This is a genomic window from Mycolicibacterium llatzerense, assembly GCF_000878195.1.
Taxonomy (GTDB): Bacteria; Actinomycetota; Actinomycetes; order Mycobacteriales; family Mycobacteriaceae; genus Mycobacterium; species Mycobacterium llatzerense.
Window position 1 is genome coordinate 39,801 of record NZ_JXST01000031.1, and the last position, 20,959, is coordinate 60,759.

The window sequence follows — 20,959 nt, forward strand, 5'->3', positions numbered from 1 at the left end:
CCTGACCCTTACTGCGCGGCCAGGTCGGCGTCCCAGACCTCGAGAATCTTGGTCAGGATGTCTTCGGGTACGCCCAGCCCTGCCAGGTGGCTTTCGCCTGGCAGCGTGTACATCTCGGCATCGGCAATCCGCGCCACCGCGTGCTCGCCGTGGGCGTAGGGCACGATGTGGTCGGCATCGCCGTGCCACCAGCGCACCGGCACCTTGATGTCCTCCAGCCGGAAGCCCCAGTCGCGGGCGAACACCACGATGTCGGCGAACGGCGCCGCCAGCTGCTTGCGGCTGCCATTGAGCAGATCGTCGAGGAACATCGCCTTGAACTCCGGACGGCTCAACAGGTTTCGGTCACCGTCCGGAGAAATCCGGGCATACAGGTCGAGAGCGGGGGAGCCGAACGGCCCGATCAGCTTGATCAGTGACCCCGCTACCCAGCGGATGGGGGTGTCGGCGACCTCGAGGACCGGACGGACGATCTTGGCCAGCTCCATCAGCCCGCTGCTGATGCCGTCCTCACCGATCAAGGGGGCGACGCCGCCGAGCACCGCGGCCATCACCACCCGGTCGGGCATCGCGGCCGCGGTGGCCAGCGTGTAGGGGCCGCCGCCGGACAGGCCGATCACCGCGAACCGGTCGATGCCGAGGGTGTCGGCGATGGTCCGCAGATCGTCGGTGAATCCGAGCACGTTCTCGTACTGGTACGGAGTCGACGAGCCGATGCCCGGCCGGTCGATGCCGATCAGCCGGATGTTCTTGCGCGCGGCGAAGGTGCGGGCCTCGGTCGGGATCTGCCGGCGCGCGCCGGGTGTCCCGTGCAGCCAGAACACCGCTCGTCCCTGCGGGTTCCCGAACTCGGCAAAACTGATCTGGCGGTCCTCGCCGACGGCAATGTTGCCTTCCAGCTTCGGGCGCTCAATCGACATGACCATGGCCGAATTGTCGCACCCCCGGAACCTGCGGCGGCCTGCGGCTACCCCGCGCTGCGGGCGTCGACGCGCGTCTTCCACAGGCTCGCCACCGTCGTCACGATGAGCGTGACGATGATGACCGCCAACGACAGCAGCGTCGGGATCTGCGGCACGTGCACCGGCTCACCGCCGTTGATGAACGGCAGCGTGTTCTCGTGCAGCGCGTGCAGGACCAGCTTCACGCCGATGAAAGCCAGGATGAAGGCCAGGCCCTGCGACAGGTACACCAGCCGCTTGAGCATGTCGCCGAGCAGGAAGTACAGCTGGCGCAGACCCATCAGCGCGAAGACGTTCGCGGTGAAGACCAGGTACGGCTCCTGGGTCAGGCCGTAGATCGCCGGGATCGAATCGAGCGCGAACAGCAGGTCGGTGGTGCCGAGGGCGATGATGACCAGAATCATCGGGGTCAGTACCCGCTTGCCGTTCACCACGGTGTGCAGCCGGGAGCCGTCCCACTGGTCGGAGGCTTTCAGGTATTTGCGGGCGAACCGCACCATCGAGTTCTCGGCGTCGTCGTCGTGCTCGGTGTCGCGGACCAGCTTGGCCGCCGTGTACACCAGGAACGCGCCGAAGACGTAGAAGATCCAGGAGAACTGCGAAATCGCAACGGCGCCAAGGGCGATGAAGATGCCGCGGAAGATCAGCGCCAGGATAATGCCGATCAGCAGGACCTGCTGCTGCAGGACCCTGGGCACCTTGAAGCTGGCCATGATGATCAGGAAGATGAAGAGGTTGTCGACCGACAGGCTGTATTCGGTGAGCCAGCCGGCGAAGAACTGAACTCCGTAGTCACCGCCGTGGAAGCGCCACACCCAGATGCCGAACGCGATCGCGAGCCCGATGTAGGTGGCGAGGTAGCCGGCGGTTTCGCGGGTGGTTGGTTCGTGTGGCCTGCGGCCGATCACCACCACGTCGAAGAGGAGTACAGCGATCGTCACCCCGAGGGTGATGGACCATTCAAGCGTAGAAACATTCATGCGGGGGCGCCTCCGGGCGTCAGTGAGCGACCGAGGTCTCTACCGCCGCCGCAACGGCCCGCAGCACCGGCTACCCGACGTTGGGCAACGTGATGACGACACCGCGGCGAAGGAATACTCCCCTCGGCATCCATTATCGCAGACGGTCGTCGGGGCCGGCGCTGCGGCGGGGTGTCACGCCGTGACCAGCACGGTCAGTTGTGCGCCGTCGCGCTCGACCCGCATGCCGGCGCGACGTGCGACGGCGGCTACCGCGGCGGCGTCGCTCGGTTCGGCCCGGCTGCCGGCCAGGGCACGCGCCAACCGGCCCTTGTGGGCCTTGTTGAAGTGGCTGACCACGGTGCGGCGCCCGTCGGGGTGTTCGGTGTAGACGTCGACCGTCACCGCGCCGGGGATCTTGCCGAGCGCCTCGTATGAGCCGGACCGCAGGTCGACGATGAGTTCCTGCTCCTGGAGCTGGGCCAACACGGGTTCCAGGACGGGCTTCCACCGGCTGGCCAGGGTGCCGCCCGCGGGCAGCTTCGACGATGCCGACAGTCGGTACGCCGGAATCGGGTCGTCAGCGCGCAGCAGCCCGAACAGGGCCGATCCGACTGCCAGGCGGGCACGGGCGCGGGTCGCGGTGGCACCGCGCAGCGACCCGACGTCGAGGGCGTCGTACAGCACCCCGGTGTAACGGTCGATGGCCGGCATGGTCGGGGCGGTGAGCAGCTCCGCGTTGCGGGCGATCTCGGAATCCTGCGAAGCGGAGATGGCGAGGGCTTTGCGGCTGGCTTCCGGATCGGCGGCGAGCGCGACGAGTTCGTCGACGAGGGCCGTCCGTAGCGGCGTGAGTTCCGGCACACTCAGCGTGCCGATCCGCAGCGGTGGTCCGTCGCCACCTGGGCGCTTGGTCTCCGAGGGCGGTAGCAGCACGATCACGGCGAAGACGGTATCCGACGGCGATTGGTACGGCGCGTACCATCAACGTGTCAATCGTGGGTGTTTGCTTTGCCGCTGTGGTCGAGGTGGCCTAAAGTTCGGTACCTACTGACGTCGGGGCTGAGGTCGGTAGGCCGAGGTTCCGTACCTGCGGTGATTACCAGGGAATGCTGGGGTGGTTATGGGTAGGAACGCCAAGTTCGCCGTTGACATGCGGGTTCGTGTCAACCGCGGCGACGCCAAGGACGTGCGTGGCGTGATCGTCGAGGATTACGGCGATCATGCGGGATATTCGGTCGATGTCGGCGAGAACCATATTGTCGACGCGGCACGCCGCTGGGCTGTCCTGCTCGACAGCGGAACCCTGGTTTTCGCCGACGACGCGCATCTGAAGCCGGAGTAATCCGGCGCCTTCCCTCTCGGTTGTCCGAGCCCAAAAGCCGCCGGTCAACCACCCGCGATGAGCAGCGGGACCAGCTGCTCGGCATCCGTCCACGACCCGTGTTGTCCGATCAGGGCTGATTCCAGAGGTTCGACCGTCCGACGCACCAATCCCACGTTGTCCCGCGCCGCTGCCACGACGTCACCGATCCGGCTCCGCGCCGCGTCGCTGACCCGCGCACCGAACCAACCTTCGGCGATGGCCTGCTCTTTGGTGCGGACCCAGGCCTTGGCGCCCAACGTTTCTCGCCAGCGTTCGGCGACCGCGTCGGCCGCCCCGTCGGCGACGTAGACGTGCCGGGCCCGGGCTTCTCCGGCGACGGCGACCACGCCGTCCAGCAGATCCGGACGCGAATCGAGGTCGACGACGTCGGCTTCGTCGAGGTTGACCATGCCGTGGTCGGCCACGACCGCCAGCAGTCCACCGGCCGGTAGCGCATCGACGATCGATTCGACCAGCCGGTCGACCTGCCGCAACTGCATTCGCCAGGCCGTCGACCCAGCGCCGTACAGATGGCCGAGCATGTCGAGATCGGCGTGATAGCCGTAGCAGAATCCGCCATCGGCGACGGCTTGCTGCACCCGCGCCGCGAGGTCACCGAGCCGATGCACCCCGACGTACTGTCCGCCGCGGAGCACCGCCCGGGTCAATCCCGAATTGGTGAATTCGGCACCTGAGATGACGCTGACGGCCATGCCGGCAGCGGCGGCCTGACCGAACGTGGTCGGCAGCGGTTGGACGTCCTCGGGCACCAGCACGTCGCGCAGATCGGCGCCGAACGGATGCGGTGTCCAGCGCAGCGCGTTCACCACCCCGTGGTCGGGAATCCGGAACGAGTAACCCACCATGCCGTGCTCGCCCGAGCGCCGGCCGGTGCCCACCGCCGCCAGGCCCGCGCTGGTGGTCGAGGGGTAACCGACACGCAGATTCCGGCCGCGAAGTCCGGCGAGCACGGGGGCGTCGTCGGCGTAGGTGTCGAGCAACTGGGCCCCGAGCCCGTCGATGAGCAGGACGCACGCGCCCCGAATGTCGTCGGGCAGGTCGATGTGGTGGTGCACGCCTTCGCGTTGGGCGTCAGTCACTCCCATCGCCGCCAACACGGCGGGCACCACGTCGGCCAGATGCAATACGTCAGGTGACGGGCTCGGCACATCCATGGCCGCGAGCTTAGGGATTTCGGGTGTGAGGGGCTATCCGCCCCAGCCGCGATTGCCGTCCCAGCCGCCACAGATGCCGTTGATGCAGCCGTGGCCGAATCCGCCGGTGCCCGGGCTCCAGCCGCCGCAGCCCCGCCAGTTGGCTCCGTCGCCGCAGCCGCCTCCGCCGCCCTGGCCGTCAGGTCCGCCGTAGCCGTTGTCGGCAACCACAGTCCGGTCCGGGCCGAAGCTTCCGGAGAGCGTCATCGCAGCCGCTGGAGCGGCCACTATCGCTGCTGTGGCGGCCACCGCGGCGACCGCCGATGTCGTGAACTTCCGCCTAATTAGCATGTCTACAGAATGCTCCCGAAAGGCTGGATATTCCAGCCACTGATGCCCTCTCAGTTGAATTCTGTGAGCAGCCTTACTGGTAGCAACGCCATTTTCGCCGACAAAAAATTTCGATCGGGTACCCCGCGGTCGGGAGTGTCAGCCAAGGAAAGTCACAGGTTTCCGATCCGGGTCCACGTCGTCACCGCTGTTACCCTTTTCCCGTCATGAGTGTTGTGCCGAGCGGTGAGATCAAGGCACTGTCCGGCCTGCGCATCGTCGCCGCAGTGTGGGTGGTGCTGTTCCACTTTCGTCCGCTGCTGCAGCAGGCATCACCGCCCTTGAGCGAGGCCCTCGCGCCGATTCTCGACTGCGGCGCCCAGGGCGTGGACCTGTTCTTCATCCTCAGCGGTTTCGTCCTGACCTGGAATTACCTCGAGCGCATGGGTCCGGCCTGGTCGACCCGCGCGACGCTGCATTTCCTCTGGTTGCGCCTGGCCCGGGTCTGGCCCGTCTACCTGGTCACCATGCACCTCGCGGTCGCCTGGATCATCTTCACCCTCAACGTCGGTGATTTCCCGTCGCAGGCGGCGGCCACCCTCACCGGCCCCAACTACCTGCGCCAGCTGTTCTTGGTCCAGCTGTGGGTGGTGCCGTACTTCGACAACTCCAGCTGGGACGGCCCGGCCTGGTCGATCAGCGCGGAATGGCTGGCCTACCTGATGTTCGGGCTGCTCGTCATCGTGCTGTTCCGGGTCGCCCGGGCCAGCCGGGCGCGCGCCCTGCTGTGGCTGGCGTTCGCCGCGACGCTGCCGCCGATACTCTTCCTGGCCGCGACAGGCGAGTTCTACACGCCCTGGAGCTGGCTGCCGCGCATCGTCCTGCAGTTCACGGCAGGTGCCCTGGCGTGCGCCGCCGTGCGCAAGCTGAACTTGACCGATCGCGGCCGGACCGTCGCAGGCGTGCTGTCGGTGGTGCTGCTGGCTGTGATCGTGGGCCTCGTGTACTGGTTCGACGCCCATCCGATCCCGACGATCCGGGACGACTTCGGCCTCGTCGACATCTTCTTCCTGCCGCTGGTGGTGGTCTTGTCGGTCGGCACCGGGACCCTGCCCGCGCTGCTGTCGACCCGGGTCATGGTCTACGGCGGCAAGGTGTCGTTCAGCCTGTACATGGTCCACGAGCTGGTGCACCAGAGCTGGAACTGGGCCGCTGCCCAGTACCGCATCGACATGACCGCGAGCTGGGGGACCAAGTTCATCGTGCTGGCGCTGCTGGCCGGCTCCTTCGCCGGCGCGGTGGTGCTGTTCCACTACGTCGAAGAACCGGCACGGCACTGGATGCGCCGCATGGTCGGCCCGGCGGACGGATCGAAAGCTGTTGCAGGACAACGTAAACTACAGGCGATATCTGACGACGACGTCGAGCGCGCCGAACGGGCAGGCTGACCGGAAAACGTCGCAGGACCGACTGGATCATGGGAGAGCAGTGCGTCATCTGACCGCTTTGTTGCTGGCAGCTGTGCTGTGCGTGGTGTCCGTGGTGAGCGCACCCGGGTCGGCGCACGCATACTCGAGCGTGCGTCCCGGGACGCCACCCGACCGCGTCGCGGTGATCAGTGATTCGTACACCAATGGCACCAATTTCGGGGGCCAGGGTCCGCGGAGCTGGCCGGCGCAAGCGGACCGGAACCTGGATGCGTGGGGGGTGCCGATCATCGCCGACGTCGCGGCCGAAGGCCGGGCCGGGTACGTGGTGCGCGGCGACCACGGCAGCATCTTCCGGGATCTGACGGCGCGTGCGGTGCGGCCGGACGACGCCCTCGTGGTGTTCTTCGGCTCCCGCAACGACCAGGGAGCCGACCTCATGCAGCTGTCGGGGATGGCACACGACGCGTTCATGCAGGCGCGGGCGACGGCGCCCGGTGCCAAGCTGCTGGTGATCGGGCCGCCGTGGCCCACGGCCGACGTGCCGCCCGCGGTGCTGCAGATTCGAGACGTGCTGGGAATGCAGGCCGGGGTGGCCGGCGCCACGTTCATCGACCCGATCGCCGAGCGCTGGTTCGTCGACCGTCCCGATCTGATCGCGCCCGACGGCGTCCACCCGACCGACGCCGGACACGATTACCTGGCGGGCCTCATCGCACCGCGGATCCGAGCCGAACTGCCTATTCGTTGATCGGCAGGTCGTCCCGCACGTCGTAGCGGACGTCGTTGCCGCCGTCCTCGCGGGCATGTTCCATGGCTCCCGCCGCGGCGGCCAGCAACGCGTCGATGACGATCTCGGGCGGGTGAACCGTCAGCGGGGCCAATGGCGTGACCACCACGCCGATGCTCGCGGTCACCCGTGATGGCGTGGACTTCATGGCGCCCTGGACGCGGTCGATCAGTGGCGACGCATCGGGGGTGGTGAAGGTGTCCGCGATGATGAAGTCGCTGTCGGAGATGTGCGCGGCGATCGCATTGCGGCGCACCGTCTCCCGCAGCGCCTGGCTGACGTCGATGCGGGCCCGGTTGGCGCGCCGGGGTCCGGACATCGACGACAGCAGCGGGAAGCTGTCGATGCTGACGACGGCCAGCACCATGTGACGGTCGTCCTGCCGGTTGCGGGCCGCGAGCAGATTGGCGGCGCGCGAGTACAAGCCGTCGGTGTTGAGCAGACCGGTCAGCGGTTCGATCTCGCTGTGGTGGATGTCCGTTGAGCTGAGCCCGATCGCCACTCTGCAGGTGAAGAACACGAAGACATTGAGCAGCGCGATGATCAAGACGGCGCAGACCGCCAGTGCGGGATCATCCGATGCGATCTGCACCGCCAGGTAGCCCGCGGTGAGTCCGCCGAGCGTCCACGGACCGGCCAGGACGCTCGGGCGGTGCAGGAAGGCCACATATCCACTGGAAAAGATGAATGCGGTGGTCGCGAGGAGTCCGAGCATCGGATCCGACATGATCAGGCAGGCCGCGCTCATCGGAATGGCGCCGAGGGACACCGACACCGCCGAGAACCGCTGGGACGGCCAGGCATGCCGCAGCCAGACGGCGCCGACGCCGATCGCGAAGACCCCGATCACAATGGCGATCGCCTGGCGCACCGGGCCGTGCGGCCCGGCCGGACTGAGCATCAACAGCACGGGAACCACACCGAGCAGCGCGTTGAGCGCGGCGATCACCCGGCAGGTTCGGGTCTGCAGGCCGCGGGCGGCGAGCAGGGAGGTGAGCCAGTAGTAGTGATTCTGTCCGGCAGCGGTCATGCGGGTACCCGGCGGTCTCCCGCTGCAGCCGACCGGCGAACCGGGAGGCGTGTCACGCTCCGTTGCATATGCAGCAGATTAACAACCGCGTGACGTGGTATCGGCGGTCGTCGGCAAACTCTGCGCAGACGCTCAGCCTGAGGCTCGGCAGCCGTCGGCGAATTGGCGCGCCGGTTTCGCCGGTTCGGGTGATTCTCCTGCGGGCGCGCAGCACGTCGCCTAAAGTGTCTGCGGAACAACGGTTTTGACCTCTGCGAATGACGGTCGCCGTTTGGCGCCCGCCCGATGCGCCGTGACGCAAATCACTCACAAGTCTTGACTCAGTCCAAAAAAGCGCGTAGAAGTGAACACGTGACGACCGACTACACGGAGCAGCTGCGTTCCGCAGATCTCCGTGTGACACGGCCCCGCCTCGCAGTACTGGAGGTGGTGTCCGGCCGGCCGCACGCCGATACGGAAAGCGTCTTCGACGCGGTCCGCGCGATCCTGCCTGACGTATCCCGCCAAGCGGTCTACGACGTGTTGGCTGCCCTCACCACCGCCGGGCTGATCCGCCGCATTCAGCCCTCAGGTTCAGTGGCTCGATACGAAACCAGGGTGGGGGACAACCACCACCACGTCGTGTGTCGTTCCTGCGGCGCCATCGCCGACATCGACTGTGCCACCGGGGAAGCGCCCTGCCTGACCCCGTCAGACAGTCTCGGTGTGCTCGACGGTTTCGTCGTCGACGAGGCCGAAGTCATTTATTGGGGCGTGTGTCCCGACTGCGCGGCGGCAACAACTTCACGATCACATCCGTGATCGCAGCCCAATTTCACCACCCGCGAAAGGAAGTGCAGTGCCTGAGGAAACTCACCCTCCGATCGGAGAAGCACAGACCGAGCCCGCCGAAGGCGGTTGCCCGATGCGCATCAAGCCGCCCGTCGAGGGAGGCAGCAACCGCGACTGGTGGCCCAACGCCGTCAACCTGAAGATCTTGCAGAAGAACCCGCCGGCGATCGACCCGACGGACGAGGGATACGACTACCGCGAGGCCGTCAAGACCCTCGACTTCGAGGCCTTCGAGCGTGATTTCGACGCTTTGCTGACCGATTCACAGGACTGGTGGCCCGCCGACTTCGGCCACTACGGTCCGCTGTTCGTCCGGATGTCGTGGCACGCCGCCGGCACCTACCGCGTCGAGGACGGTCGCGGTGGTGGCGGTCGCGGCATGCAGCGCTTTGCCCCGCTGAACAGCTGGCCCGACAACGTCAGCCTCGACAAGGCCCGTCGTCTGCTGTGGCCGCTGAAGAAGAAGTACGGCAAGAAGATCTCCTGGTCGGACCTGATCGTCTACGCGGGCAACCGCGCCATGGAGCACATGGGCTTCAAGACCGCCGGATTCGCCTTCGGTCGCCCGGACTTCTGGGAGCCCGAGGAGGACATCTACTGGGGTTCGGAGCACGAGTGGCTCGGTTCTCAGGACCGCTACGCCGGCACCGACCGCACCAAGCTGGAGAACCCGCTGGCCGCCAGCCACATGGGTCTGATCTACGTCAATCCCGAAGGCCCCGAAGGCAATCCGGATTACCTGGCCGCTGCCATCGACATCCGCGAGACCTTCGGCCGCATGGCGATGAACGACGTCGAGACCGCCGCCCTGATCGTCGGTGGCCACACCTTCGGTAAGACCCACGGCGCCACCGACATCGAGAACGGCCCCGAGCCCGAGGCCGCCTCGCTGGAGCAGATGGGCCTGGGTTGGGCCAACCCAGGCGTCGGCAACGAGACCGTCAGCAGCGGCATCGAGGTCACCTGGACCCATACCCCGACCAAGTGGGACAACTCGTTCCTGGAGATCCTCTACGGCAACGAGTGGGAGCTGACCAAGAGCCCCGCCGGCGCCAACCAGTGGAAGCCCAAGGATGGCGGCTGGGCCAACTCGGTGCCGATGGCGCAGGGGGCCGGCAAGACCCACCCGTCGATGCTCACCACCGACCTGTCGATGCGGTTCGACCCGATCTACGGCGAGATCACGCGCCGCTGGCTGGATCACCCGGAGGAGCTGGCCGAGGAATACGCCAAGGCGTGGTTCAAGCTGCTGCATCGCGATATGGGTCCGGTGGTGCGCTACCTCGGCCCGCTGGTACCGAAGCAGACGTGGCTGTGGCAGGACGTCGTCCCGGCCGGTAAGTCGCTGTCCGAAGCTGACGTCGCCACCCTCAAGACCGCCATTGCCGAGTCCGGCCTGTCGGTACAGCAGCTGGTCAACACCGCGTGGAAGGCAGCGGCCTCGTTCCGCTCCAGCGACATGCGTGGTGGTGCCAACGGCGGCCGCATCCGGCTGCAGCCGCAGCTCGGCTGGGAGGTCAACGAGCCCGACGAGCTGGCACCGGTGATCCGCAAGCTCGAGGAGATCCAGCAGGCGTCGTCGACCGGTGTGTCGTTCGCCGACCTGGTGGTTCTCGGCGGCGTCGTCGGCGTCGAAAAGGCCATCAAGGCAGCCGGTTTCGACGTCGCGGTGCCGTTCACCTCGGGTCGTGGCGATGCCAGCCAGGACCAGACCGACGTCGAGTCGTTCGCCTACCTGGAGCCCAAGGGCGACGGTTTCCGGAACTTCGTCGGCAAGGGCGACACCCTGCCGTCCGAGTACCGGCTGATCGACCGCGCCAACCTGCTGGGCCTGTCGGGTCCCGAGCTGGCCGTGCTGATCGGTGGCCTGCGCGTGCTGGGCGCCAACCACGGCGGTTCGGACCTCGGCGTGTTGACGCAGAACGTGGGTCACCTGACCAACGACTACTTCGTCAACCTGACCGACATGTCCACCAAGTGGGCGCCGTCGCCGGCCGATGACGGCACCTACGTCGGCACCGACCGGACCAGCGGCGCGCCGAAGTGGACCGCCAGCCGGGTCGACCTGCTGTTCGGCTCGAACTCGCAGCTGCGGGCGCTGGCCGAGGTCTACGCCGAGGACGACGCCAAGGAGAAGTTCGTCAAGGACTTCGTCGCGGCCTGGGCGAAGGTGATGGACGCCGACCGGTTCGACATCTGACCGGCGTAGCAACCTGACTCAGTACCCCGTGAGCCTTCGCGCTCGCGGGGTACTGTGCTTTTGTGCTCCTCGACGAACTGCGCTGGTTCGTCGTCCTGGCTGAGACCGAGCACGTCACCGACGCCGCCGCAGAATTGGGCGTCACCCAACCGACGTTGTCACGGGCCCTGGCCCGGCTGGAAAGTCAGGTCGGCACACCGCTTTTCGATCGCACGGGCCGACGGCTCCGGCTGAACGAGTACGGGCAGATCATGCTCGAACACGCGCGCCGCGGCATCGCCGAAATGGATGCGGCACGCAGCCGGATCGCCGCATTACTGGACCCGGACAGCGGCCTGGTGCGGTTGGCCTTTCTGCATTCGACCGCGAATTGGTTTGTGCCGGAAGTGCTTCGGCAGTTCCGGGCGCTGGCTCCCGCGGTGCGCTTCGAGCTGTTCCAGGGCGCGGCGCACGACATCGCGGAGCGGCTGCGTACGGGGCAGGCCGACGTGGCGATCACTTCGCCGCGGCCGGTGCAGGTGCCGTGCAGCTGGCGGGTGCTGTATGTCGAACGGTTGTGCCTGGCGGTGCCCGCCGAACACCGGTTGGTGGGGCGCGCCCGGGTGCGCTTGAGCGAGGTGGCCGACGAGACCTTCATCGCGCTCGGGGCGGATTTCGGGCTGCGCCAGCTGACCGATCAGGTGTGGGCCGAGAGCGGCATCACGCCCGAGATCGCGTTCGAGGCCATGGAGATACCGACGATGGAGGGATTGGTCGCGGCGGGGTTCGGAGTGGCGGTCGTACCGGTGCCGCGGCCCGGCCGCGGCGATCCCTCGGTGATCTACGTCCCATTGTCCGATACCCGGGTCAAGCGCGAGATAGGCATGGCGTGGGTCAAGGGTCGCGAATTGTCGCCCGCCGCAGCACGATTCGCGGAGTTCGTGAGTACCACGGCTGATCATGCGTAGAACGCATGGTTCGACCTCGATTAATGTATTGGACACATGATCGGCGGGCTTCCTAGCCTGCTTTCGTGACTGTTGAAGCGCCTGTCTGGACCGGCCACGTGCGGGGGTCCACCGACTATCGCAGGCTGCTCGGGGCGTTGTTCTGCGCGGGCGTTGCGACCTTCGCGCAGCTGTACTCGCCCCAGGCCGTCCTGCCGCTGATCGCCCGCAGCCTGAATACCGGTGCGGCTGCGTCGGCGCTCATGGTGTCGGCGTCCACGATCGGGCTGGCGGTCGGGGTGATCGGCTGGTCGACACTGGCCGACCGCATCGGACGGGTCCAGGCGATGTCCTACTCGGTCTGTGTCGCAACAGGTTTGGCGCTGATGGTGCCGTTCGCGCCGACGTTCCAGCTGCTATTGGCCGGCCGCTTCGCCGAAGGCCTGGCGCTCGGGGGAGTGCCCGCCATCGCGGTGGCATATCTGACCGAGGAGATCGAAGCCGGCCATGCCGCACGGGCGGCGGGCACCTATGTGGCCGGCACCACCATCGGTGGCCTGCTCGGCAGGCTGGTGGCCGCGCCCGTGGCCGAACTCACCGACTGGCGGTGGGCCATGTTCGTCGTCGGATTGCTCTGCAGCGCAGCGGCTGTCGGCTTCATGCGACTGGCCCCCGAACCTCAGGGGTTCGTGCCGGCCGACGAGGATACCGAGGGCTCGCTGGCGCACCGCCTGGCCGCCAACCTGCGAAACCCCAGGCAACTGGTGCTCTACCTGCAGGGCTTCCTGCTCATGGGCGGGTTCGTCGCGATGTACAACTTCCTCGGCTTCCGCCTGAGCGCGGCGCCATTCGGCTTGCCGCAGACCGTCGTCAGCCTGGTGTTCGTGGCCTATCTGGCGGGCACCTGGGCATCGGCGTGGGCCGGGTCCGCGGCCAGTCGCTACGGCCGCCGTCCGGTGCTGCTGGGCAGTGTCGTGGTGATGGGTATCGGCGTGGCGATCACGCTGAGCCACAACGTGATCACGGTCCTCGCCGGGCTCTTGGTCGCCACCGCGGGATTCTTCGGCGCCCACGCCACCGCATCGGGCTGGACCGGACAGCTGGCCACGGTCGGCAAGGCGCAGGCGGGCTCGCTGTACAACTTGGCGTACTACGCCGGATCGAGTGTCATCGGATGGGTCGGCGGCATCGCCTTCGACGCCGCCGGGTGGTCAGCGGTGGCCGCCGTCATCGTGCTGCTCGAGGTGGTCGCAGGGCTGGCGGCCGCTGTGGTGCTGCGGGACTGAGCGCTAGTTCGCCCGCTGCTGGATTCGCTGCTTGAGCACGTCCGGCAACGCATCGGCCGGCAGCAGGCTCGGCAGCAGCTCCGGTTCCAGGGTCAGGGCGCGAAACACCAGCGCGACGGTGACGTCATGCGCCGGGCGGGACACCACCTCGATCGAGGCTCCCGCGCGCAGCGTTCCGGGCGTCACCACGCGGAGGTAGGCACCGGGCACCGCCTGCGCGGTGAAAGTCTTGACCCAACCGCCGATTTCGAGCCAGGCGGCGAAGGTGCGGCAGGGGATTCGTGGCCGGCTGACTTCCAGCAGGGGGCCGTCGTCGCCGATCTGCCAGCGCTCGCCGATGCGGGCGTCGTTCACCGCGAGCCCGGCGGTGGTGAGGTTCTCGCCGAACGAACCGTTGGCCAGCGACCGGTCGAGGCGGGCCTGCCACTCGTCGAGGTCTTCGCGCGCATAGGCGTACACAGCCTGGTCGTCACCGCCGTGGAACTGCTGGTCGCCGATGGTGTCGCCGACCAGGCCGCTGCCGAGGCCGCCGTGCATGGGTCCGGGCGCACGCACCGGCACCGGCTCGGACGTCGGCCGCTTGTCGATGCCGGTGGTCAACTTGTCCTTGTCGGGGTTCGGCTGTGGGACCGCCAGATTCACCGTCAGGATCGCTGCCATGCGACAAGCCTAGAGGGGCCGCGGCGCCGGTTCGCGGAAGCAAGTGGCACGGGTCACCCGCAGCCCCGAGATTCGTTGGCTCTGGTCACCATTCGATCACATTTTCGATAAAGATCGCGCGCTGACCTGCATTTATGTGGGATAAGGCGCGCGTGTGGGGTAAAAGTGACGGTAGTGAAATTTGTGGTGAGAGGGACCACCGGGGACGCGAGCCCTGCGTAGACCACGCAGCGTCGTGCGTCTCGGTGGCGCACGAAGAGAGGTGGCCGAAATGCGACGGATGATTGTGATGGTGGCGAGCGCAGCACTGCTGGCGACGCCCATGGCGGTGGCGGCCCCGCTGGTATCGGCGCCCCTCGCATCGGCCGACACCACCTGGACCGGCGGTACCCACCGGCAGGCCATCGACTTCGTCATCCAGCGCGCGGTGTCGCAGCGTGGGGTGCCGTTCGTCTACGGCGGCGGGAACGCCAACGGACCCAGCCTGCCCCCGGCCAATGTCACGACCGCGGCTGCCCCGGTAGCCCAGCCGGCGCCTCAGGTCGGCCTGCAACCGATGGGCGTCACGCAGCCCGCGGCCGCGCCTCAGTCCAACGCCGTCATCCCGGGCCTGTCGGGCCTGTTCGGCCCGACGCCGGCGGCGAGCGCCATCACGCCGGTGCCGACCACGCCGGGGTTCGATGCTTCCGGCCTGGTCCAGTACGCGTTCGCCGGCGTCGGCATCAAGCTGCCGCGGTCGTCGGGCGAGCAGTACAAGGTCGGCCGCAAGATCACCGCGGACCAGGCGCTGCCGGGCGACCTGTTGTTCTACGGACCGGCCGGCTCGCAGAGCGTCGCGCTGTTCGTCGGCAACGGCCAGATGATCGAGGGCACCGAGCCCTCCGTGTCGGTGACCCAGGTGCGGACCAACGGCATGGACCCGTACCTGAGCCGCATCATCGAGTGGCAGTAGCCACCCCCACGCTGCGAACGTGACGTGGTCTTGACAGACTGTCGGGTATGGCACAGATAACCCTGCGTGGAAACCCCTTCAACACCGTCGGCGACCTGCCCGCTGTCGGGTCCGCGGCTCCGGCTTTCGCCCTGACCGGTGTCGACCTCGGTGCGGTCACCAACGAGCAGTTCAGCGGTAAGCCCGTGGTGCTCAACATCTTTCCGTCGATCGACACCCCGGTGTGTGCCACCAGCGTGCGGACCTTCAACGAGCGCGCGGCGGCCGACGGTGCCACCGTGGTGAACGTGTCCAAGGATCTGCCCTTCGCGCAGAAGCGCTTCTGCGGTGCCGAGGGCATCGAGAACGTCATCACCGCGTCGGCGTTCCGCGACAGCTTCGGCCAGGACTACGGCATCGTGCTGGCCGACGGCCCCATGGCCGGTCTGCTCGCCCGCGCCATCGTGGTGATCGGCGCTGACGGCAACGTGGCGTACACCGAACTGGTCCCCGAGATCGCCCAGGAACCGGACTACGACGCGGCGCTGGCCGCCGCCAAGTAACACCAGCTCTTCGACGGACGGGGCACGTGCCAGGGGCATGTGCCCCGTCCGCGTTTTTGCATCGGGCATGATGACCTGGTGCAGCTGCGATCACCGATACCGGCCTTGTCGTTGCGGGCCATCGTCGTTGTCGCCGCGTTGTCGGTGGTCGCGACGGTGCTGATCATCGGTACCTGGGTGTGGATCGGCGTCACCAAGGACCAGTACAGCCAGCTCGACCGCCGGCTGGACTCCCTGAGCAGCTTGCCGGACGTCAACACCCTGCTGAGCATCGCCAAGCAGAGCCCCACGGGGACACCCCAGTCGGAGGGCTCGCTGGTGCGCACCGTCCGTATCGGTGCCGCCACGGTCTCGATGCCCGAGGACATCGTGCTGCCGCAGTTCGAGAACGGATACGCGAACACGACGATCAACGGCGTCGAGTACCGGGTCCGCACCGTCAGCACAGGGTCGGCGTCGATCGCGCTCGGGGCACCGCTGTCCGAGGCGCAGCGTCAGATCCGCACGCTGCACATTCGGATCCTGGCCATCTGCAGCGGGGTCATCGTCGGCACGTTCCTGGTCGGCGGCTCGATGTGGTTCGTGATGATCAATCCGTTCCGCAAACTGGCCCAGCAGGCCCGGCAGATCAACTCGCAATCGAAACCTGAAGAGGTCCACGTGCGCGGCGTCTCGGAAGCCGTGGAGATCGCGGAGGCCGTCGAAGGCATGCTGGCCCGCATCGGCGAGGAGCAGGCCCGTACCAAGGCCGCGCTGGAATCGGCCCGCGACTTCGCGTCGGTGGCCTCGCACGAACTGCGCACCCCGCTGACGGCGATGCGTACCAACCTCGAAGTGCTGTCCACGCTCGATTTGGGCGTGGACCAACGCAACGAGGTGATCGGTGATGTCATGCGCACGCAGAGCCGCATCGAGGCGACCCTCACGGCACTGGAACGGCTGGCACAGGGCGAGCTGACCACCGCCGACGATCTGGTCCCCGTCGACATCACCGAGCTGCTCGACCGGGCGGCCCACGACGCGGTGCGGGTGTACCCCGACCTGAACGTCTCGCTCGTGCCGTCCGCGACGGTGCTGATGCTGGGGCTGCCCGTCGGGCTCCGGTTGGTCGTCGACAACGCGATCAACAACGCGGTCCGGCACGGCGGCGCGACACGCGTGCAGCTGTCGGCGGTCAGCTCGCACGATGGCGTGCAGATCGCCATCGACGACAACGGCACAGGTGTACCGGAACACGAACGCGATGCAGTGTTCCACCGCTTTGCCCGGGGGTCGACGGCCTCGCACACGGGTTCCGGTCTCGGCTTGGCATTGGTTGCCCAGCAGGCCGAACTGCACGGTGGCACAGCGTCTTTGACGCAGAGTCCGCTCGGCGGCGCCCGGCTGCTGCTGGAACTACCCGCGCCGCATCCCGAATCCGACTGAGTCAGATGCAGGCGGCGAAGATGCAGAATCCGCCGTCAGGTTCCCAGCCGCCGTTCCAGGTGCCCGGCGGGTTCCAGCCCCATGCCGGAGGCGGGGGCGGACCCCAGCCGGGTCCTGGGCCGTTCCAATCGTGATCGTGACCCCAGCGCGTCGGGACCGGGGTCATCCCGGTATCGGCGCTGGCAGTGCCGATACCCAATCCCGCTGCGGCGGCGGTGAGTCCGCCGGCCACGACCAGTCCTGCAATGAGCTTTATCGATTTCATGACTACTCCATTCCTCGACTCAATCGATTGCCACAACAACGTTGCGGTTCTCGCTGTTTCTCGGTCTGTAGCCATTGTCGTTAGTCAAGCTATGTATGGCCTGTGCACGCCTTAGGCGACGGCTTTCGGTTCTAGATGCAGGCGCCGAACAGGCACACACCGCCGTCGGGCTCCCAGCCACCGTTCCAGGTGCCCGGCGGGTTCCCATCAGGTGGCGGCGGGCCCCAGTTTCGATCCCGGTCCGGTGGACCCCAGTGGTGGTCCGGAGGCGGCGGTCCCCAACCAGGGCCGGGTGGTGGCGGTGGCGGGCCCCAGTCAGAAGGCAGCGGGCTGTTGCCGATGCGCGTGTCGGCACTGGCGACTCCGGTACCCGATACGAGTGCGCCGGCCGCCAGGCTGCCGGCGATCGCCAGGCCGGCAATCAGTTTCGGTGATTTCATTGTCAATCGTCTCCGTTCTCGGAGCTGGACAGAAGGGCATCGATCTCCGGTCTGATCATGGAACGCCGTCAGGTTGTGGATCAGCTGTGCCTGACGTATGTGGTGGGTCTCGATTTGGGGCGCGATCGCCGACCGGGACTCGTGGATGAACCTGGCCCTCATGGCGCTCCATACAATTGGCCGATGGCTGCCAATCCTCGGTTCCCTCGAGTCGGAACTGCGCAATGCTGATCGGTGTCATCGCAGCGCTGGTCGCCTGCTTCAGCTACGGCACTGCGTCGGTTCTGCAGTCCCACGCCGCGCGTACGGCCGTCGACGACACGACCGAAACCGGTCCGACGTTCCGCTCGACGGTGACCGCGATCCTGGCGCCGCTGTTCCTCGCCGGCATGCTGCTCGACGGACTGGGATTTCTCGGCAGTTTGGTGTCGGCGCGGCTCATCCCGCTATTCCTGTCACAGACCATCATGAGCGCCAACCTGGCAGTGACCGCAGTCCTGAGCGTGGTGGTCCTCAAGGCGCGCCTGCGTACGCGCGATTGGGCCGCCATCGCCATAGTCCTTGTGGCGCTGTGTGTTCTGGGATTCAGCGCCGGTGAACTCGGCACGGAGGTACCGGGCCGGCACATGCACTGGAGCGTGCTGGCCGCATCGGTGCTCGTCTTCACGTTCGGGGTCGTGCTCGTCCAAGTCCTCGGTAAGAAGGCCGCGGTGCCGGCGGGGCTGATCGCCGGGGTGCTGTACGGCGCCATGGCGGTTGCCGTCCGGATCGTCCACGGGCTCGACCCGTTTCATTGGGACGCCCTGATCTCCGACCCGGCCGCATGGGCGGTGGTGATCGCCGGTGGCGGCGGCTTCTATCTGTTCACCGTCGCACTGCAGATCGGTTCGGTGAACGGCGTGGCGGCCGCACTTGTCATGGGAGAGACCGTGATTCCTGGAGTCGTCGGCGTTCTGCTGCTCGGCGATGTGGCCAAACCGGGTTACGGCTGGCTGGTGGGGGTGGCGTTCGCCACCGCGGTCGCCGGTGCGGTGGCGATCGCGATCTTCGGGGCGGCAGACGAGGAACCGGCGGTCGCCACGGCTCAGGCGTGAGCGCGTGGCGACCGCGTCGGTCTAGTCCTCTTTGCGGATCAAGCGGCCCAGGGCCTCGCGGTCCGGCGCCAGCAGTTCGTCGATCCGCGGCTGGTTGACGTCGGCCACGATGATCTCGCCGACCTCCTGGTACACGTTGCTGAACAAGCCGTGCGACTTCATCTTCTCGGTCTGGTAGATGTTGTCCTCGGTCGGCGTCACGTAGTAGACGATCTCGGACTTGAACCGGTGGATCAGCCACACGTGGATCAGATCCATCAGGCGCTTCTGCCGCAGCTTCTCGGCGAAGGTGTTCTGGTCGCGCACCGTCAGGATGTTGCGTCCGTGCCGGTCCTTGATCGGGTCGACGACGACGTTGGCCAGCGGCTCCTCGCCGCTGCCGTAGATGCCCAGATCCAGGACGTCCGAACCGGCACGGCGCGGACGCAGCTGCACGTGCAGCTGCTCGCCGATCTGGTAGTGGTCGCTCCACATGGCCAGCCACTCCTCGAGCAGCTTCTTGGGCACCTCGGTCTGGACCAGGTGCTGGTGCTGGGTGGACCCGGCACCCATCGCCTTGGTGGTCGCGGTGCGGCCCGACGATGCTGCCAGCGCGGCGTCGCTGCGCGGGCCGCCGACGAGCGTTTGCGGTGTGCGGTAAGGAGATTCGACCAGCCGCATCTTGCGTTGCAGCCGGGCCAGCGCCAGCATGCCTTCTTGCCGCAGGGACGTCGCGAACTCTTCGCACGCCACACCGTCCACCTGGTGACCGCCGTAGGTGATGAAGTTGAAGACGAAGCCCATCTTGCCGAGTTCCTCTGGGAACGCCCGCATTTCGTCATCCGTCATGCCGGTGGTGTCCCAGTTGAACGACGGCGACAGGTTGTAGGCCATCATCTGGTCCGGGAACTCGGCGTGGATGGCCTCGGCGAATTCGCGGGCCTCCGCCAGGTCCGCGGTCTTGGTCTCCATCCACAGGATGTCCGCGAACGGTGCGGCCGCAAGCGATTTCGCGATCGCGTAGGGGATGCCGCCGCGCACCTGGTAGTAGCCCTCGGGGGTCTTGGCGAGGTCACTGTCCCACGCCACGTCCGCCCCCAGTTCGCGGGCCTTCTCCCGGGCCGCGTACAGCGACGCGCGCGCGGCGAACGTGCGCCACTCATCCGGGCTCATCGCGACGGCCTCGCCCTCCTTGGCCCGGAACTGCAGCACTTCGGCGACGGCATCGCAGTAGGTGTTGAGACCCGAATCCGCCTGCCAGGCTTCGACGAATTTCGACTCGACCTTGTCGAAAACCGAGTCGACGGACTGTCCGGCGTTCGGATTCCAGGCAGCGGCCGCGTCGTCGATGAGCGCCGCGATGCCGTGGCTGTCCAGCCAGGCCTCGGCGGTGGCGTACTGCCCCTGGGGCAGCGCATAGAGCAGGTGCCCGCGCAGATCGGTGACGCCCTTGTCGTGGAACCGCCGCACCATCGCCAGGAAACACGACTTGTAGGACGGGATCTTGAGGTTGGTGGCGCCCAGCAGGAACGGCTGGTCGCGCTCATCGGCAGCGCTGTCGATGAGGTTGGCGGCCTCGGCGTCGGTGCGCGCCACGATGATTCCCGGCACACCCATCATGTCCAGCTGGAAGCGCGCGGTGTTGAGACGCTTGAGCTGTTCGTCCGACGGGACCAGCACCTTGCCGCCCTGGTGGCCGCATTTCTTGGTGCCGGGCCGCTGATCCTCGATGTGGTAGCCCGGCACACCGGACTCGACGAAACGGCGAATCAGGTTGCGTACGTGGGCATCTCCACCATGACCGGTGTCGGCGTCGGCGATGATGAACGGCCGGTAATCGACGGCGGGGGTGGTCGCCCGTTGTTCGTCGGTCATCTGCAGGCGCAGGTACTGCTGATTGCGGTCCGCGGTCAGCAGCGCGCGCACCAGACCGGCGGCTTCGTCGGGCACTTGGCTCAGCGGGTAGCTTGCCAGGTCGGGACCGGGGTCTTCACTGATGGAACCCTTGGCCGAGGTGGCCCAACCACCGAGGTAGATGCCTTCGATGCCGATCCGCTTCATCACCACCGCCTGGCCGGGGGAGTACGGCCCGAACGTGGTGATGCTCTTCTTTTGCGCGAACAATTCGCGCAACCGCGGATAGAACGCTTCGGCGGCCTGCCTGGCCACGGGGTAGTCGGACGGGATGGTGCCACGCTGTTCGACCACCTGACGCGCGGTGTAGAGCCGCGTTATGCCGTCGAAACGGGGGCTGTCGAAATACTCCTGCACGGCTGCGACGTTCTGCTCGAATGACGTCGCGACTGCTTCGAGGGTCATGGACTGCTCCTTGCTGAGCCTG

The 20,959-nt window shown here is 67.1% G+C and carries 21 protein-coding genes; 11 read left to right on the forward strand and 10 right to left on the reverse strand.

Annotation, left to right across the window (positions count from 1 at the left end):
* Positions 1–8: 8 nt before the first annotated feature.
* The 3 genes from TL10_RS20390 to yaaA all read right to left on the reverse strand — a co-directional run bounded on the left by TL10_RS20390 (position 9) and on the right by yaaA (position 2,863).
* On the reverse strand, positions 9–926 hold the full coding sequence (locus TL10_RS20390) for an alpha/beta fold hydrolase (RefSeq protein WP_043392140.1): 918 nt from the start codon (positions 924–926) through the stop codon (positions 9–11).
* Between the two features lie 41 nt (positions 927–967).
* Positions 968–1,942, reverse strand: a complete 975-nt coding sequence (locus TL10_RS20395; RefSeq protein ID WP_043987052.1) for a TerC family protein — start codon at positions 1,940–1,942, stop codon at positions 968–970.
* Between the two features lie 174 nt (positions 1,943–2,116).
* Complete coding sequence (gene yaaA / locus TL10_RS20400; RefSeq protein WP_043987053.1) at positions 2,117–2,863, reverse strand: peroxide stress protein YaaA; 747 nt, start codon at positions 2,861–2,863, stop codon at positions 2,117–2,119.
* A gap of 211 nt (positions 2,864–3,074) precedes the next feature.
* Between yaaA and TL10_RS20405 the strand changes: the two genes are divergently transcribed.
* Positions 3,075–3,266 carry a hypothetical protein gene (locus TL10_RS20405; protein ID WP_081936564.1) on the forward strand — a complete coding sequence of 64 codons (192 nt, stop codon included), beginning with the start codon at positions 3,075–3,077 and terminating at the stop codon, positions 3,264–3,266.
* 44 nt (positions 3,267–3,310) lie between these two features.
* Here TL10_RS20405 and TL10_RS20410 read toward each other — a convergent pair whose 3' ends face one another.
* On the reverse strand, positions 3,311–4,462 hold the full coding sequence (locus tag TL10_RS20410; protein ID WP_043987054.1) for an alkaline phosphatase family protein: 1,152 nt from the start codon (positions 4,460–4,462) through the stop codon (positions 3,311–3,313).
* Between the two features lie 33 nt (positions 4,463–4,495).
* Positions 4,496–4,792: a hypothetical protein gene (locus tag TL10_RS31295; protein ID WP_043392129.1), complete on the reverse strand. Its 297-nt coding sequence runs from the start codon at positions 4,790–4,792 to the stop codon at positions 4,496–4,498.
* Between the two features lie 206 nt (positions 4,793–4,998).
* On the opposite strand from TL10_RS31295, the gene TL10_RS20420 reads away from it, so the two are divergent.
* Together TL10_RS20420 and TL10_RS20425 are read left to right on the forward strand one after the other, a co-directional pair.
* A complete protein-coding gene (locus tag TL10_RS20420; RefSeq protein ID WP_043392127.1) occupies positions 4,999–6,219 on the forward strand; it encodes an acyltransferase family protein in 1,221 nt (406 codons plus the stop codon).
* 40 nt (positions 6,220–6,259) lie between these two features.
* On the forward strand, positions 6,260–6,949 hold the full coding sequence (locus TL10_RS20425; protein ID WP_110789158.1) for an Rv0518 family GDSL lipase: 690 nt from the start codon (positions 6,260–6,262) through the stop codon (positions 6,947–6,949).
* On the opposite strand, the gene TL10_RS20430 is transcribed toward TL10_RS20425, so the two are convergent.
* On the reverse strand, positions 6,939–8,018 hold the full coding sequence (locus tag TL10_RS20430) for a GGDEF domain-containing protein (protein WP_043987056.1): 1,080 nt from the start codon (positions 8,016–8,018) through the stop codon (positions 6,939–6,941). The two genes, TL10_RS20425 and TL10_RS20430, sit on opposite strands and share 11 nt — an antisense overlap.
* Positions 8,019–8,369: 351 nt before the next feature.
* On the opposite strand from TL10_RS20430, the gene TL10_RS20435 reads away from it, so the two are divergent.
* From TL10_RS20435 to TL10_RS20450, 4 genes are all read left to right on the forward strand, one after another.
* Positions 8,370–8,819 (forward strand): Fur family transcriptional regulator, encoded by a 450-nt coding sequence (locus TL10_RS20435; protein WP_043392121.1) that lies wholly within the window; start codon positions 8,370–8,372, stop codon positions 8,817–8,819.
* 103 nt (positions 8,820–8,922) lie between these two features.
* Positions 8,923–11,049: a catalase/peroxidase HPI gene (gene katG, locus TL10_RS20440; RefSeq protein ID WP_231575522.1), complete on the forward strand. Its 2,127-nt coding sequence runs from the start codon at positions 8,923–8,925 to the stop codon at positions 11,047–11,049.
* Between the two features lie 62 nt (positions 11,050–11,111).
* Entirely contained in the window at positions 11,112–11,996 is an 885-nt protein-coding gene (locus TL10_RS20445) for a LysR family transcriptional regulator (RefSeq protein WP_043392117.1), read from the forward strand.
* 65 nt (positions 11,997–12,061) lie between these two features.
* Positions 12,062–13,261, forward strand: a complete 1,200-nt coding sequence (locus tag TL10_RS20450) for an MFS transporter (RefSeq protein WP_043392115.1) — start codon at positions 12,062–12,064, stop codon at positions 13,259–13,261.
* A 3-nt stretch (positions 13,262–13,264) separates the two neighbouring features.
* On the opposite strand, the gene TL10_RS20455 is transcribed toward TL10_RS20450, so the two are convergent.
* Positions 13,265–13,921 carry an MOSC domain-containing protein gene (locus TL10_RS20455; RefSeq protein WP_043392112.1) on the reverse strand — a complete coding sequence of 219 codons (657 nt, stop codon included), beginning with the start codon at positions 13,919–13,921 and terminating at the stop codon, positions 13,265–13,267.
* A 271-nt stretch (positions 13,922–14,192) separates the two neighbouring features.
* Here TL10_RS20455 and ripD point away from each other — a divergent pair, with 271 nt between their 5' ends.
* The 3 genes from ripD (at position 14,193) to TL10_RS20470 (ending at position 16,840) form a co-directional block, all read left to right on the forward strand.
* Positions 14,193–14,873 (forward strand): NlpC/P60 family peptidoglycan-binding protein RipD, encoded by a 681-nt coding sequence (gene ripD, locus TL10_RS20460; RefSeq protein WP_043392842.1) that lies wholly within the window; start codon positions 14,193–14,195, stop codon positions 14,871–14,873.
* 47 nt (positions 14,874–14,920) lie between these two features.
* Positions 14,921–15,415, forward strand: coding sequence for a thiol peroxidase (tpx, locus tag TL10_RS20465; RefSeq protein WP_043392110.1), 495 nt, complete (start codon positions 14,921–14,923; stop codon positions 15,413–15,415).
* Positions 15,416–15,493: 78 nt separating this feature from the next.
* Positions 15,494–16,840: a sensor histidine kinase gene (locus tag TL10_RS20470; RefSeq protein WP_276525130.1), complete on the forward strand. Its 1,347-nt coding sequence runs from the start codon at positions 15,494–15,496 to the stop codon at positions 16,838–16,840.
* Position 16,841: 1 nt separating this feature from the next.
* On the opposite strand, the gene TL10_RS20475 is transcribed toward TL10_RS20470, so the two are convergent.
* Positions 16,842–17,105 (reverse strand): hypothetical protein, encoded by a 264-nt coding sequence (locus TL10_RS20475; RefSeq protein ID WP_043392107.1) that lies wholly within the window; start codon positions 17,103–17,105, stop codon positions 16,842–16,844.
* Positions 17,106–17,236: 131 nt separating this feature from the next.
* Positions 17,237–17,545: a hypothetical protein gene (locus TL10_RS20480; protein WP_052506483.1), complete on the reverse strand. Its 309-nt coding sequence runs from the start codon at positions 17,543–17,545 to the stop codon at positions 17,237–17,239.
* 224 nt (positions 17,546–17,769) lie between these two features.
* On the opposite strand from TL10_RS20480, the gene TL10_RS20485 reads away from it, so the two are divergent.
* A complete protein-coding gene (locus tag TL10_RS20485) occupies positions 17,770–18,639 on the forward strand; it encodes a DMT family transporter (protein WP_043987057.1) in 870 nt (289 codons plus the stop codon).
* Positions 18,640–18,660: 21 nt separating this feature from the next.
* Here the strand turns inward: TL10_RS20485 and aceA are convergent, their stop codons facing one another.
* Positions 18,661–20,937 (reverse strand): isocitrate lyase ICL2, encoded by a 2,277-nt coding sequence (gene aceA / locus TL10_RS20490; protein WP_043987058.1) that lies wholly within the window; start codon positions 20,935–20,937, stop codon positions 18,661–18,663.
* Positions 20,938–20,959: the final 22 nt, after the last annotated feature.

Coding starts and splice junctions, on each gene's coding strand:
- TL10_RS20390 (WP_043392140.1), bottom strand. CDS start 926: ATGGTCATGTCGATTGAGCGCCCGAAGCTGGAAGGCAACATTGCCGTC.
- TL10_RS20395 (WP_043987052.1), bottom strand. CDS start 1,942: ATGAATGTTTCTACGCTTGAATGGTCCATCACCCTCGGGGTGACGATC.
- TL10_RS20405 (WP_081936564.1), top strand. CDS start 3,075: ATGCGGGTTCGTGTCAACCGCGGCGACGCCAAGGACGTGCGTGGCGTG.
- TL10_RS20410 (WP_043987054.1), bottom strand. CDS start 4,462: ATGGATGTGCCGAGCCCGTCACCTGACGTATTGCATCTGGCCGACGTG.
- TL10_RS31295 (WP_043392129.1), bottom strand. CDS start 4,792: ATGCTAATTAGGCGGAAGTTCACGACATCGGCGGTCGCCGCGGTGGCC.
- TL10_RS20420 (WP_043392127.1), top strand. CDS start 4,999: ATGAGTGTTGTGCCGAGCGGTGAGATCAAGGCACTGTCCGGCCTGCGC.
- TL10_RS20430 (WP_043987056.1), bottom strand. CDS start 8,018: ATGACCGCTGCCGGACAGAATCACTACTACTGGCTCACCTCCCTGCTC.
- katG (WP_231575522.1), top strand. CDS start 8,923: ATGCGCATCAAGCCGCCCGTCGAGGGAGGCAGCAACCGCGACTGGTGG.
- TL10_RS20455 (WP_043392112.1), bottom strand. CDS start 13,921: ATGGCAGCGATCCTGACGGTGAATCTGGCGGTCCCACAGCCGAACCCC.
- ripD (WP_043392842.1), top strand. CDS start 14,193: ATGCGACGGATGATTGTGATGGTGGCGAGCGCAGCACTGCTGGCGACG.
- tpx (WP_043392110.1), top strand. CDS start 14,921: ATGGCACAGATAACCCTGCGTGGAAACCCCTTCAACACCGTCGGCGAC.
- TL10_RS20475 (WP_043392107.1), bottom strand. CDS start 17,105: ATGAAATCGATAAAGCTCATTGCAGGACTGGTCGTGGCCGGCGGACTC.
- TL10_RS20480 (WP_052506483.1), bottom strand. CDS start 17,545: ATGAAATCACCGAAACTGATTGCCGGCCTGGCGATCGCCGGCAGCCTG.
- TL10_RS20485 (WP_043987057.1), top strand. CDS start 17,770: ATGCTGATCGGTGTCATCGCAGCGCTGGTCGCCTGCTTCAGCTACGGC.
- aceA (WP_043987058.1), bottom strand. CDS start 20,937: ATGACCCTCGAAGCAGTCGCGACGTCATTCGAGCAGAACGTCGCAGCC.